We start from the raw sequence: 14353 nt of genomic DNA, 5'->3' as shown, positions 1-14353 counted from the left end.
GGGTTTTCAAAACTCTAGCCTAGTTTTACTTATGTTTTAAGAGAGACCGATCATGGCTCAACCTAAATTTTTATTACAACCACTGACGGTTGCGATTCTTGCTGCCTCAAATACAACAGTTTTATGGGCAAATACCGATGTACAGTCAGAACAACCAGCCCCTGTTGTTTTAGCGCCAATTGTTGTTACAGCGGTACAGCCGAATGATGCAAATGGATTGATTATCCATGCTGATCCTAAACAACCGATTCAACCTGTTCCGGCAACGGATGGGGCGGATTATTTACAAAGTATCATGGGTTTTAATGCCATTAAGAATGGTGGAACCAATGGTGATGTGACTTTCCGCGGCATGTTTGGTTCACGGATTAAGATGCTTGTTGATGGTAGTGAAAATCTGGGTGCATGTCCGAATCGTATGGATGCGCCGACTTCTTATATTCAGCCAGAAAGTTTCGATAAAATTACTGTGATTAAAGGGCCACAAACGGTGCAATATGCAACGCCTGGCTCTGCTGCAACGGTAATATTTGAGCGTCAGCCTGAAAACCTGAGTAAAGATCAGCCTTATCGTGGGCAAGCCAGTGTTTTAATCGGTTCGTATGGTCGATTAGATCATAATGTAGAAGCTGCAATTGGCGATGAAACTAAATATGCACGTTTAAATGTGAATCGTTCTGTCGCAGATGACTATAAAGATGGGGATGATCAAAGCATTCACTCAAATTGGGAGCGTTGGAATGCTGATCTTGCCTTGGGTTGGAAACCAACTGAGGATTCGTGGTTGGAACTACGTGCAGGCAAGGGTGATGGTGAAGCTGCTTATGCAGGGCGCACTATGGATGGCTCGCAGTTTAAGCGTGAAAGTTTAGGATTACACGCTGAACAGAAAAATATCACAGAGGTGATTAAGAAAATTGAAGCCCAAGTGGACTACAGTTATAACGATCATGTGATGGATAATTATAGTTTACGCACGCCGCCGATGACGACGATGAAGATGCACGGTATGGAGATGACTGTACCGAATAAGATGTCGATGCGCGTTGATCGCCGTACTTTAAATACACGTCTTGCAGTAACAACTGATTGGGATAAATTTAGCGTCGTTTCTGGTGTGGATACACAGCAGAATAAACATGGCGGTGACATGGTGATGTATGCCATGCCATCCATGAACTCGCCGTATGCTGAAGACTTAAAATTCCAATCTTATGGGGCTTTTAGTGAATGGACATATGCCTTTGATCCAGATCAAAAATTAGTTGCTGGCGCACGTGTTGATCAGGTCAAGATTGATAATCTGGAAAATGGTAAAGACCGTAAAGATACTTTGCCAAGCGGTTTTATCCGTATTGAGAAGAATCTACCTGAGTATGGATTAAAAACTTACGCAGGTTTGGGTTATGTGGAACGTACACCTGATTTTTGGGAATTGTATAGCACGTCAACAGATCGAGGTGTTGGCACAACAGATATGATGGGTGTGACAACTTATCGTATGCTGGATAATTTAGACAATCTCAAGACTGAACGTACGGCACAACTTGACCTTGGCTTCCAAGCTGAACATGGTGCTTGGAATGCATGGGCATCAGCTTATGCTGGTTTGATTAAAGACTTCATCTTAATGGAATATACGCCAAGTAAGAGACAGCCATTGGCTCGTAATGTTGATGCCACAATTGCAGGCGCAGAAGCCGGTGTTGGCTATCAATTTACGGATCGTCTCCAAGCTGATGTTTCAACCATGTATGCTTGGGGTGAAAATACATCCGATGATCGAGCTTTACCACAAATTGCACCTTTGGAAGGGCGACTCAATCTTCGTTATGTCGATGAAAAATATAGTTTAGGTCTATTATGGCGTGCGGTTGCTAAGCAAAGTCGTGTGAGTTTGAATGAAGGTAATGTCGTTGGCTATGATATGAATGAAAGCAAAGCATTCAATACATTGGCAGTGAATGGAACTTATAAACTGACTGATGCTGTAGATGTTTCGGTAGGGATTGATAACGTTTTGGACAAAGCTTACACCGAGCATTTAAATAAAGCAGGTGCGTCGATGTTTGGTTACGCAGCTACTGAGCAGTTCAATAATATTGGACGTAATTACTGGATGCGTATGAGCATGAAGTTCTAAGTGATGAAAAAACAAGGTGGATGATTCCACCTTGTTTTATTTGCGTTTTTAAGCCAAGCAATCTTGTTTTGGCATCAAACTATCGCAATACAAGGGATTAAGAGCACATTGCAAATCATCGATTTGTTCTTGAGTCACATAACCTTTTGCTTTGAGATATTCAGCAACACGGTCATCTCTTAAGCTCAAGAACGCGGCATCATAAACACCTAAATCCACGAACATTGCAGCGGTTTCTAAACTATTAAAATGATCGAGAAAGACATCATTTTCATGCATCAAGAATATATGTGTCAGTGCAGCTTGTGAATTTACTTTCAAACGTTGAGCCAATTGTTCTGGACGCGTTTTAATAAATAACAGATCAGAAAGTTCATCAAATTGAGTTTTATCTAATTCGCTGTTACCTGATTTGACATGCCCTAGCCATGCTTTAAAGACCAATACAGCACCACCACGTAACAACATACTCCACATTTGATGGCGTGTTTCATGGTCGAGATGTGCTGATTCATTTTCTAAGACTTGAAGAAATTGTTCTTCTTGCTGCGCTAACTTATCAAATAAGCCCAGTCCTTGAGGATGGTAAGCCGCAGGTGCAAAAACATCAAAATTTAATTCGTGAAAAACTTTTAACGCCAATGGAACAGCTGCTTGATACAGTGTGTTGAGTGCGCGAAGGTGAACATCATTAAGTTCACTTTGTCCAAAAACTTTTTGCCAGTCTAACTCAGGTAATAATGCGTTAGCACTGTATTGACGATAAAATTGTAGAGCGTTCTGTTCTGAAATGGCTGAATTGCTATTCATGATCATTGTCCTTTATGACGGTCTTGTTAGAAACCCAAAAAAGGAAAAGCCTAGGTTTCTATCAGTTTGATCAATTTATGAGGGATTCAGAATGCAAGTAGAATACGACTAAAGTTGTAGATGTCGGTTTTTATAATAATAAATAATTTAAAAACAATATCTTGTATAATTGTAAGTAAGTGTACAAACGTTCACTAATGTAAGTGATAATTTTTGCCATAGGCAAAGGTCATTTGAGCACTTTGGTCAATTTTATATCAAACAAAGTGCTTTTTTCTGAACAGTTTTGCCTATGTAACAAAATAATTTGCTACTTAAGACATTGGCATGATTTTTAAGCCTGACAACCATGCACGCAAGCCAGCTGGTTTTAGTGGTTTTCTCAGTAAAACGATATTCTGTTGCTTCAAACGTTGCGGCAACTCAGGATCAGAGTCAGCTGTAATTAAGGCCACAGGAATATTGGCAGTTCGATATTGTTCAATAAAATCGAGACCACGTTGTTCATTATTCAAGTGCTGGTCAATGAGCCAGACTTGAATATCATTTTCTTGAATCAATTTGAGGGCTTCATCTGGCTCTGTTGCCGTGAAAATTTGGTAGCCCCATTTACTCAGTAGTGTCCGCATACCTTCCAAAATCGTTTCGTCATTATCCAAACACAAGACTTTATATGCAGTATGTTGCAGTGCGGTCATGGTTGGCGTAATAGTTTCAATTTGAGGTGCTGCTGTGAGAGGTACTTCAATCATGAAGCATGAACCTTTGCCAAGTTCAGAATAAACATGTACAGGAAAATCTAGCAGACTGGTCATACGCTGCACGATGGCGAGACCCAAACCAAGCCCTTGCTCACCCCAAGGTGATGTATGACCACAGCGTTCAAATTCTTGGAAGAGTTTGACGCGTTGCTGTTCATTGATTCCCGGTCCTGTATCCCAGACACCGATTCGAATATGATTTGGACGCTGTGCTGAGCGAAGCACCCCAACGACGACGCGTCCTTGCGCGGTATAACGTAATGCATTGCTAACAAAGTTCTGGATAATCCGTCGCATCCATTGGGGATCGGTATCTACCCAAAATTGAGTGTCATGGACTTTAAGTTGTATATCGCGTTGAGCTGCAATAGATTTGAATTGAAGTTCCAGATCACTGAGTAGATCATGTAGTGAATAAGGCTGACGCTTCGGTTGAATCGTACCGCCTTCTAAGCGTGCAATATCGAGCAGGGCAGAGAGCATACTTTCTGCACCATATAAGGCACGATCTAATTGCTGTAAAGTTTGTTGATCTTCGGGACTTTCAACACTTTGTTCCAATGCCGTACTAAACAAGCGAGCAGCATGCATAGGTTGAAGTAGATCGTGGCTGGCTGCGGCCAAAAAGCGACTTTTTGATTGATTGGCTTTGTCTGCTTGTTCCAAGGCAAGCTGCTGTTCAGTCAATGCATCGGCTAACTGGCGTGTACGATCACTCACTCTTTCTTCGAGAATGGCTTCATTTTCTCGGAAAGCCGTAATATCAGCAAATGTAGTGACAAAGCCACCGCCTTCAATGGGATTTCCGCGCATTTGAATCACTAGGCCATCTTTACGAATACGTTCGAATTCATGGGCACTTCCTACTTTCATCCAATGGATACGTTTACGCACATGTTCTTCAACAGGGCCAGGGCCACATTCTCCACGTTCCGCGTTATAGCGAATCAAATCAGCAATTGGACAGCCGACATAAACCAAATCCTTTGGATAATCAAAAAGTTTAAGGTATTGATTATTCCATGCGACCAAACACATATTTTTATCAACCACACTCACCCCTTGGGTCATATGGTCAATCATGGTCATCAATAAATTTTGATTAAAGCGCTGCCATTGAGATGCTTGATCTAGGATGTTGGCGACTTGTCCTAAAGCAAGTCCATTATTGATCAAGGCCGTGGTCAGTAAGGTACGTGCTGAAGCTGCACCGATAATCCCCGCGAGATATTGTTCGGTAAAACGCCACCACATCCCATTCGCCACATGGTTCTCGTTGAGCACGACATGATTTTGTTCACAAAATTGTTGGAACGCTTGAGTCGTTGGTCGATCACCGGTAATTCGCTTCGCCAGCGCCAATAAATCACCTACTTTGAGACGCGCTGCGTTATGGTGTAAATCGGTCAAATCCGTAGAGGTTTTGGCAGAAGGAAGGGGTTTGCTTTCATAATAGAAAAAGCTTTCAGCCTGTATCTGCTCTGCCACACTTGGGCGATAAAGCCGAGAAACCCAAATATAGGATGCGATATTTAATCCAAGTGACCATAAAACTCCATGAGTTAGTGGTGCAAAAGACTCAAAGCCAAGTATGGCTTCAGGACGTAGACCATTAATATCAAATGGGCCAAATAACAAAATATGCTGAGCAAAGTCTTGGTAATGATCAGGTAGGCTACGCAATACAGTTGGGAATAAAAGTGTATAGCTCCACATCAAAAAGCCAATGATTAAACCCGCATAAACGCCCTGACGACTCGCCCCACGCCAATATAAACCACCGATTAACGCAGGAGAAAATTGTGCAACAGCACTAAAGGCCAATAAACCAAATACAGAAAGTTGGTTGATATCATTGAAGAAATGGAAAAATAAGAATCCTAACAGCATCACGCTGACAATACTGATGCGTCGAGTTAGTTTTAGTACTCTTGGTAAATGTTGATCTTGGCGTGAAATGATTTTAAACCGCCAAAGTGCAGGCATGATCAAGTCATTACTGAGCATGATTGATAAGGCAACCGAAGCCACCAATAGCATCCCTGTAGATGCTGAAAAACCGCCTAAAAATGCCAATAAAGCTAACCATTCTTGTTCATAGCTCAGCGGTAGGGCAAGTACTGCAATGTCAGGTGTACCAAGGGATTCAGGTAAAGAATGCAGTGCCCAACTTGCGATTGGGATAATGGCAATAATGGTTAAAATCAAATAAACCGCAAACCAGCGACGTGCACCACGAATATGTTTTTCATCTCTTAATTCCACCACGGCCACATGAAACTGGCGTGGTAAGCAAATCATGGCTAATGCAGCTAAGAGCGTTTGAATCCAGAAAGTTTCGGGCACGCCGAGCTCTTGTAAATCATGGAAATGCTGGCTGACATCGGTGCTGACTTGTTTAATATTTTCAGGTGATTGTAATAAGAAAAAACCAGCAACACAGAGCAAAGCAAATAACTTAACAAAGGATTCAAATGCCACAGCAAGCATTAAGCCGCCATGTTGTTCGGTGTGGGCAATATGACGTGTTCCGAAAATCATTGCCAAAATCGCGAGCAGAGCAGTGAGTAGTAATACGCTATTTGTGGTTGTCGTCACATGCGCATTTTGTTCGAGAATGACGGATGCACTGAGCGCAATCGCACGCAACTGCAAAGCAAGATAAGGAATAATGGCGATGACGGCTAAAATTGTGACCAGTGCAGCGAGGCTACCACTTTTGCCATAGCGGGCAGCGACAAAATCTGCAATTGAGGAAATTGCATGATATTGCCGAATACGCCCGAGACGTTTCCAAATATCATAACCAAACCAAATAAAAAGTAACGGGCCGAGATAAATTGGCAGAAAAATCACACCTTCACGGACTGCTGCGCCTGTTGCGCCGTAAAAAGTCCATGATGAGCAATATACGCCTAAAGTTAAACTAAACAGCAGCATTCGACCGCGCATACTCAAACGACTTGCATGTTTTTCTCCAAAAAATGCACAGCCGAATAGCACCACGATATATATGGCAAGAACCCCAATAATAAGCCAGCTATTCATATTGCCCACGTGATCAAATTCCATTTTTTATCATACCCGATGCACAGGTACTGAGATGAGTAGAGATTTGCATTTAGAGACCAAAGTCTAAGTTACGAGTCAAGCTAATTCTTGTTAATTTGGATAATGAAAAATCCCATTTGAAAAAGGGGTCCATGGTTGGACACAAAAATAAGGAGTTGGTTATGGATGATTCACAGGTAGATCGAATTCTACATAATCCAAAGTTTCAAGAGATGGTTAGCAAGAAGCGTACATTAAGTTGGACATTAACAGCAATTATGTTGGTTATCTACGTCGGCTTCATGCTTTTGGTTGGCTATAACAAAGAGTTTTTAGCAAGTTCATTTAGCGGTGGTGTGACAACATGGGGTATGCCTCTTGGTTTAGGTATTATCGTGTTGTCTTTCGTGTTGTGTGGTGTGTATTCATATATCGCTAACAATAAACTCGATCAGCTAAATGAAGATGCCCTCAAGGAAGTTGAGGCGATCACACATGAAAAAGGGATGCACTGAAATGAAAGGGACATCATTTAAAGCGACATTACTCGCGCTCGTAGGCCTACTCAGTTCTAGTCTTGCTTTTGCTGGCCCAGATTTAGGTGCAGCAGAACAGCAAGCAACCAACTGGCATGCGATTATCATGTTTACGATCTTTGTCGGTTTCACATTGTTCATTACTAAATGGGCAGCGAAACAAACGCAATCGACTCAAGATTTCTATACTGCTGGTGGTGGTATCAGTGGTTTCCAAAATGGTTTGGCGATTGCGGGTGACTATATGTCAGCGGCATCCTTCCTTGGTATTTCTGCATTGGTGTTTAGCTCAGGCTTTGATGGCTTGCTCTATTCACTTGGTTTCATGGTGGGTTGGCCGATCGTTCTATTCTTAGTTGCAGAACGTTTACGTAACCTAGGGAAATACAACCTTTCAGATGTTGTGTCTTTCCGCTTAGAGGAAAAACCTGTTCGTACACTTGCTGCATTAAGTTCATTAGTGGTTGTTGCATTCTATTTGATCGCTCAAATGGTAGGTGCAGGTCAGCTAATCAAACTATTGTTTGGTTTGAACTATAACATCGCTGTCGTAATCGTGGGCTTACTCATGATGGCTTACGTGATGTTCGGCGGTATGTTAGCGACAACTTGGGTGCAAATTATTAAAGCTGTGCTATTACTCAGTGGCGCGACTTTCATGGCATTCATGGTAATGAAAGCAGTTGGCTTTAGCTTTACTAATATGTTCAACCAAGCCATTGGTGCTTATGGTCAAGCGCATAGCTTAAGCTGGGAAGAGGCGGCTCATATCATGGGGCCGGGTAAATTGGCAGCCAATCCAATTGATGCATTATCGCTTGGTCTTGCATTGATGTTCGGTACAGCAGGTTTACCGCATATCTTAATGCGTTTCTTTACTGTTAAAGATGCAAAAGAAGCACGTAAATCCGTTGTTGTAGCAACAGGTTTCATTGGTTACTTCTATCTTTTAACGTTCATTATCGGTTTTGGTGCGATCTTATTCGTTGCAAACAACCCTCAATTCCTTGATGTAGCAAAAGCTGCTATGACAGGTAAGTTAGAGTTGGTGGGTGGTAACAACATGGCTGCGGTTCACTTAAGTGATGCTGTTGGTGGCGACCTGTTCATGGGCTTCATTTCAGCAGTTGCTTTCGCGACGATCCTTGCCGTTGTTGCAGGTTTAACACTTTCAGGCGCTTCTGCGATTTCACATGACCTTTATGCAAACGTATTCAAGAAAGGGAAAACGACACCTGAATCTGAATTACGCATGTCTAAAATTGCAACTTTAGGCTTGGCGATTTTTGCAATGATCCTTGGGATCTTGTTTGAAAAGCAAAACGTTGCATTCATGGTTGGTTTAGCATTCTCAGTGGCTTGTTGTGCAAACTTCCCAGTTCTTGTGTTATCAATGTTCTGGAAAGGTTTAACAACTCGCGGTGCGGTGATTGGTGGTGTGGTTGGTTTGCTTGGTGCAGTGATCTTAATTATCCTCTCTAAAGCAGTTTGGGTAGATACTCTAGCAATTTCTGAATCTGCGCCTAACCCATTCAATGGTCCAGCATTATTTGCAATGCCATTATCATTCTTCTGCTGTTGGTTCTTCTCTGTGACTGATAAATCAGCACGTGCAGAAAAAGAACGTAAAGCATTTGACGCTCAGTTCGTGCGTTCAATGACAGGTATCGGCGCTTCTGGTGCATCTGACCACTAAGCTCAACGATTCAAAAAAGCCCTCAGTACATGAGGGCTTTTTTATGCTTTATTGATGCATACTGGCAAGTTGTTGACCTTGATTACGATACAAAGACAATCCCATTTTCTGTAAATTTCTACCCTTTTTCTCAAGGAAATGATTTAATTTCGGTAGATATTTGGCACCGCTATATAAAGTTAAATTTCGACAAATCAGATAATAGGCAAACCATGACGCTGATTGTGGTGCTAAGCCTAAGTTTTTCATTTTCTTACGACCTATAAAAAACTGGGTAATTTCTAAATGCTGTCGATAAGCCAATTGCTGCTGAAAGCCTCTTAAATAACGATATTTACGTTCAAAAGGCTCTTTCGATAAGCTAGAACCCAATGAAATACTGCTTTCATCCGACTTAGGATGGGCAAATTGCATCCAATAAATCAGCTTCCAGCCTTCAGACTCTTTATCGACGAGCCATTTTTCTTCAACGCCCATCAGCCAACCTGCATATTTCCAAAAGTGTAGGAAACTTTCGACTTCTTGTTGTGTCGGAAAAATACCTAGCGCACGAATACCAAGTAACACGACTCCACTAAATGCAATATTGGTCATGGCTTGATCATATTGATTGATAGGCAAACCCCAAGTCTCAGCATCCCATTTCTCAGATTTCTTAAGTTGATGGCGGACTAGAGAATGAATAAAGCGAACAAAAATAGTTGAAGTAAAACCTTTACTAAAACGTTCGAAGCCATCTGGTTCAGTAATATCAACCCACCATTTGGTTGTTTCGGCGAGACGTGTTCCTGCTTGCTTTTTTAAGGCACCTGTTAATACCAAAGGTTGATTAAAACCTGGATACATGTAGCCCGTCATAAGTGATAAGTCTCGAAGGATAAAACCATTATTTGCACCTAAGCGATAAGTAAATTTAATGGCCTCATCGATTTTACTTTGCTCATACCAGTGTGGTTTTGCTTCAATCATCCTGAAAAACCGAGCAAGCTCTGGAATCTCATGTGGAAGTTTATCAATACCTTCATAAAGAGCTATTTCAAAATATTTACGATGCTCTCGAGGATTCTGCATGACCCATTGCATGACTTGATCCATGGGTTTATCACCACTTTGTAAAGCATTATTCAATGCTAAATATTCGTCATAGCTGGGCTGCACATCTTGATCAATCATATAGCGCAAGATCTTGGTTTTGAGATTGGGTTGAATCATTTTCTCAAATGAAGCTAAACGTGTCGGTTTGTTGATGCCTTGCATTGCATAACACCTTTGCTTGTTATTTAATCAAAGCTTAATATGAATAATTATTCGCATTCAATTCGCATTTATTTTGAGGTTGGAAATGAGAAAAAGACCGCAACAACAGCGTGCAAAAATGATTGTAGAAAGTATTTTAGAGGGAACACAAAAATGTATTTCTGAATATGGGGTATTGCAACTGACCACACCTAAAATTTCAGAAAAATCAGGTGTTAGTGTTGGTTCTATTTACCAATATTTCGAAAATAAAGAGCAAATTGTTGCTGAACTATTACTAAGAAAAAGTGAAGATTTGGGGCAGGCACTTAAACAGTTGGTCATGCTACAACAACATGCAACTATTCAAGACATTATCACATTGAGTATTGCGTTTGGCTTTGAATCGTTAAAGTCAGATCATGGTTTCTTTATCGAAATCTTGAAGAATTGGCATGCTTATAGTGATTCTGAGGCGGCCCAAGTTTTAGAAAGACATTTTTTAGAAATAGGCATGTATTTATTTGGTCGTTATTATCCGCAATGGGACTTTGAAACACTAAAACATAAATCTTTTGTGATCATTAATAGTACTTTATTTACCATGATGCGTTATGCCAGTAAAAATACTTTTTTGATCGAAGAGCAACGATTACAACAAGAACTTTCCACGATGATTGTGACATTTTTAGATGCAACATAATTGAGTAGATCAGAAACAGATGTGATGCGCCGTGATAAATAAAGGACAATAACATGCAAACTTTACGACAATTTTGGAAAGCTTTTCGTTTGCTACCATCCGCTTGGCTGCTTATGGTTCAATTGGCCTTACTCATTTTTAGCACCATGACGTATGACGATAATCAATATAAAGCGTTGACATGGTCACTGGGTGTTTTAGCCTTATTAATTATTGCAAAAGTCATTCGCCAGTCGCCAGTTTTTACTTTTTTGGGACTGTTTTTTGTCAGTGGCGCATTTATATTTTCTATTTTGATCTTTGTCGGTTTTGACAATCATACAATACAGATTACTGCATACAGTTTTGAAGCCTTAGCCTATTTTTATGCAGCGTATGGTCTACTAAGGTATATGTTTTCAGATCGTTATCTCACAAAAGACGAATTATTTGCGGCTGGTGCCGTATTTACTTTGATCGCTTGGGCATTTGCCTTTCTATATAGTATTTGTCAGATTGTCATTCCTAATAGTTTCCAAAATCCAAATCAGCCACAAGAACTACAGCGATGGTTAGATTTATTATTTCTCAGCTTTAGTTTGCAGTCAGCGACAGGACTTTCTGATGTCATGCCAATTAGTCCTGCGGCTCGCGGAATTACCATGCTGCAAATGTTTGGTGGGGTAATGTACTTCGCTGTTATTGTTTCAAGATTAATTGCCTTGCAATACATTCCGCATGTTTTGAATAGGTCGACAAAAGAGAATGATTAGCTTTTGTTACAGCATTACAACTGCTTTATTTTTCACATTTTTTATACTATTGATCGAGTTTTGCGTGTTCTGAACTCGCTTTTATTCACATTGTGAATGCCTTATTTGACGTTAAAGTCTGTCGATTATCATTACAAAAACATGGGGGAATCATGCCTTCCAAAACAATATCCTCGTTGTCGAATGTCAACAGGAACGTATTCTTTAGTACGGTACTGATTATTGCAATGTTCTTGGTCTTTGCAATTGTCGCACCTCATCTATTTGAAACATTAACCTCTCAAGCTAAACAGTGGATTACGGATTCTTTTAGTTGGTTCTATATTCTCTGTGTTGCTATTTTCCTTGTGCTTCTCGTCTACATCGCCTGTTCTTCCAGCGGAAATATTAAGTTAGGTCCTGATCATAGTCAGCCTGAGTACGGGAATGGTTCGTGGTTCGCGATGTTATTTACAGCGGGTATGGGCGTCGGTCTGATGTTCTTTGGTGTGGCAGAGCCTGTCATGCATTATGTAACCCCACCGAATAGCGACCCTGAAACCGTAGCCGCAGCCAAAGAAGCTTTACGTATTACGCTCTTCCACTGGGGCGTACATGCTTGGGCTGTATATGCGTTGGTTGGTTTATCACTTGCTTATTTTGCCTATCGTCATAACTTACCTTTGAAAACGCGTTCTGCGTTATATCCAATTATTGGTAAACGTATTTATGGTCGATGGGGTGATGCAATTGATACCTTTGCGACCGTCGGTACCATCTTTGGTGTTGCGACCTCACTCGGCTTCGGTGTTCTGCAAGTCAATGCTGGATTAAATTACTTATTCGGTATTGAACAAAGTGTTCCCACTCAAATTGGATTGATTATTTTTGTCAGTATTTTGGCTGGACTCTCTGTTTTCGCAGGTCTTGATAAGGGCGTAAAACGCCTATCAGAACTGAATCTAATTCTTGCTGTACTTTTAGTCATTTTTGTTTTCTTGGCAGGTCCAACGATTCATCTATTACGCACAACAGTAGAGAATACAGGACAATATCTATCTAATCTTTTTGTGATGACGTTCAATTTGCAAGCCTACGATTCAACAGGTTGGATTGGTGGTTGGACAGTATTCTACTGGTCGTGGTGGATTGCATGGTCTCCATTTGTTGGGATGTTCATTGCTAGAGTTTCTCGTGGCCGAACAGTTCGAGAATTCATTCTCGGTGTCATTTTGATACCAACAGGCTTCACGATTGTATGGATGGGGTTCTGGGGGAATGCTGCACTATTTAGCATTATGCAAGAAAATAATATTGCTTTAATGGAAATGGTGCAGAAGGATTCGTCAGTAGCACTTTTTGAGTTTTTAAATCATTTACCATTCTCAGGTCTCATGAGTATGGTAGCTGCAATTCTAGTGCTTTTATTCTTTGTGACTTCTGCTGACTCTGGTGCTTTAGTTGTTAATTATTTAACTGCTAACACTGAAGATACGCCTGCATGGCAACGTGTATTTTGGGTAGTTTTAATTGCTGCATTGACAGTGTGCTTATTATTAGTCGGTGGTTTGGCAACTTTACAAGCGTCTATGTTGGTTAGTGCTCTGCCTTTTGCCTTAATTATGATGTTGATGGGGTGGGGGCTATTAAAAGCTTTAAATCTGGATGCAACTAAAGCCAGAATGTTGAATGAGGCCCGCACTACGCCTAGAGCGATCAATAATCCAAGAAGTTGGCAACAACGTTTAGGATTAATCATGCACTATCCTCACACTGAAGAGGAAGTGAATGTTTATATTGATACTCAAGTCAGAAAGGCTTTTGAAAGTATCCAACGGGAGTTCAAGCGCCGTCATCTTGAAGTGGATATTCAAAATACTGAACAAGGTTTGCAGCTACGTGTTGACCATCACCATGAGATTAACTTTATCTATACGGTATATGCACATGAAACAGTGCCACCAAGTTTTATGTTAGGACAAGGCGATGCGGATGAGGCTCAATATTATCAAGCAGAAGTTTTCTTAAGAGAAGGCGGACAAAACTATGATGTGATGGATTGGACACAAGAAGATTTGATCCAAGACATTATTGATCAGTATGAGCGTCATCTTTACTTCTTAAATATTGTAAGAGGCACGGCTTCTTAACAGAAAATTCTAATTGAAATATTGAAAACAACGGTTTTGGGCTTCTCAAAACCGTTGTTTTTATTTAGGTGGTTAGCTTTTGAAGATGCGGATAATGCCTGAAATATTTTTTAGCCCAATGGTTTGTTTAAAATAAGAACTAAAAATTAAGATAAAGCAGTTTTATTGCTGATAATAAAAACATATTTTAAATAAAATTCAGTAATTACAATGATTTATATGGATTTATGCTGCTTTTAAGATTGTTGATAAATTTTAAACTATATAAATCAGTAGATTAGAGTTACTTGAGTTTAAAAATAAAACAACCGAATATTTTAATTTTTAAAAGTGCTTGCAAGCGTTGAGGAATACTGTAGAATGCACATCCATCGGCGGTGATGCAGATAAAAACTTGTTGAGAAACAAGGATTTGGCTAGATTGGTTAGATTCTTGAGTTGGTTGATAAGTTTATAAAATATCTAAATTACCTGTTGACTTTGAAGAAATTTAGAGTAATATAGCCGACCTAGCTTGATGGTGACGAACCATTGAG

The 14353-nt window shown here is 40.5% G+C and carries 9 protein-coding genes; 6 read left to right on the top strand and 3 right to left on the bottom strand.

Annotated features, from left to right (window positions below; all coding sequences use genetic code 11):
* Positions 1-52 precede the first annotated feature (52 nt).
* Positions 53-2143, top strand: coding sequence for a TonB-dependent copper receptor (locus ACF8D3_RS07230; protein WP_392470909.1), 2091 nt, complete (start codon positions 53-55; stop codon positions 2141-2143).
* A gap of 48 nt (positions 2144-2191) precedes the next feature.
* On the opposite strand, the gene ACF8D3_RS07225 is transcribed toward ACF8D3_RS07230, so the two are convergent.
* Both ACF8D3_RS07225 and ACF8D3_RS07220 read right to left on the bottom strand, forming a co-directional pair.
* Positions 2192-2953: a hypothetical protein gene (locus ACF8D3_RS07225; protein WP_007478628.1), complete on the bottom strand. Its 762-nt coding sequence runs from the start codon at positions 2951-2953 to the stop codon at positions 2192-2194.
* A gap of 314 nt (positions 2954-3267) precedes the next feature.
* Positions 3268-6762, bottom strand: a complete 3495-nt coding sequence (locus ACF8D3_RS07220; protein WP_392470908.1) for a PAS-domain containing protein — start codon at positions 6760-6762, stop codon at positions 3268-3270.
* A gap of 185 nt (positions 6763-6947) precedes the next feature.
* Between ACF8D3_RS07220 and ACF8D3_RS07215 the strand changes: the two genes are divergently transcribed.
* On the top strand, positions 6948-7280 hold the full coding sequence (locus tag ACF8D3_RS07215; RefSeq protein ID WP_004881955.1) for a DUF485 domain-containing protein: 333 nt from the start codon (positions 6948-6950) through the stop codon (positions 7278-7280).
* Between the two features lies 1 nt (position 7281).
* Positions 7282-8997, top strand: a complete 1716-nt coding sequence (locus ACF8D3_RS07210; RefSeq protein ID WP_007478632.1) for a cation acetate symporter — start codon at positions 7282-7284, stop codon at positions 8995-8997.
* Positions 8998-9045: 48 nt separating this feature from the next.
* On the opposite strand, the gene ACF8D3_RS07205 is transcribed toward ACF8D3_RS07210, so the two are convergent.
* Entirely contained in the window at positions 9046-10254 is a 1209-nt protein-coding gene (locus ACF8D3_RS07205) for an oxygenase MpaB family protein (protein ID WP_392470907.1), read from the bottom strand.
* 85 nt (positions 10255-10339) lie between these two features.
* Here ACF8D3_RS07205 and ACF8D3_RS07200 point away from each other — a divergent pair, with 85 nt between their 5' ends.
* From ACF8D3_RS07200 to ACF8D3_RS07190, 3 genes are all read left to right on the top strand, one after another.
* Positions 10340-10936 (top strand): TetR/AcrR family transcriptional regulator, encoded by a 597-nt coding sequence (locus tag ACF8D3_RS07200; protein WP_392470906.1) that lies wholly within the window; start codon positions 10340-10342, stop codon positions 10934-10936.
* A 53-nt stretch (positions 10937-10989) separates the two neighbouring features.
* A complete protein-coding gene (locus tag ACF8D3_RS07195) occupies positions 10990-11688 on the top strand; it encodes an ion channel (RefSeq protein ID WP_392470904.1) in 699 nt (232 codons plus the stop codon).
* A 152-nt stretch (positions 11689-11840) separates the two neighbouring features.
* Complete coding sequence (locus ACF8D3_RS07190) at positions 11841-13817, top strand: BCCT family transporter (RefSeq protein WP_392470903.1); 1977 nt, start codon at positions 11841-11843, stop codon at positions 13815-13817.
* The last annotated feature ends 536 nt before the right edge of the window (positions 13818-14353 follow it).

The sequence above is a fragment of the Acinetobacter sp. YQ_14 genome (assembly GCF_043102985.1).
GTDB lineage: Bacteria > Pseudomonadota > Gammaproteobacteria > Pseudomonadales > Moraxellaceae > Acinetobacter > Acinetobacter venetianus.
This window is presented reverse-complemented; position numbering and strand designations above follow the sequence as displayed.

Coding starts and splice junctions, on each gene's coding strand:
- ACF8D3_RS07230 (WP_392470909.1), top strand. CDS start 53: ATGGCTCAACCTAAATTTTTATTACAACCACTGACGGTTGCGATTCTT.
- ACF8D3_RS07225 (WP_007478628.1), bottom strand. CDS start 2,953: ATGAATAGCAATTCAGCCATTTCAGAACAGAACGCTCTACAATTTTAT.
- ACF8D3_RS07220 (WP_392470908.1), bottom strand. CDS start 6,762: ATGAATAGCTGGCTTATTATTGGGGTTCTTGCCATATATATCGTGGTG.
- ACF8D3_RS07215 (WP_004881955.1), top strand. CDS start 6,948: ATGGATGATTCACAGGTAGATCGAATTCTACATAATCCAAAGTTTCAA.
- ACF8D3_RS07210 (WP_007478632.1), top strand. CDS start 7,282: ATGAAAGGGACATCATTTAAAGCGACATTACTCGCGCTCGTAGGCCTA.
- ACF8D3_RS07205 (WP_392470907.1), bottom strand. CDS start 10,254: ATGCAAGGCATCAACAAACCGACACGTTTAGCTTCATTTGAGAAAATG.
- ACF8D3_RS07200 (WP_392470906.1), top strand. CDS start 10,340: ATGAGAAAAAGACCGCAACAACAGCGTGCAAAAATGATTGTAGAAAGT.
- ACF8D3_RS07195 (WP_392470904.1), top strand. CDS start 10,990: ATGCAAACTTTACGACAATTTTGGAAAGCTTTTCGTTTGCTACCATCC.
- ACF8D3_RS07190 (WP_392470903.1), top strand. CDS start 11,841: ATGCCTTCCAAAACAATATCCTCGTTGTCGAATGTCAACAGGAACGTA.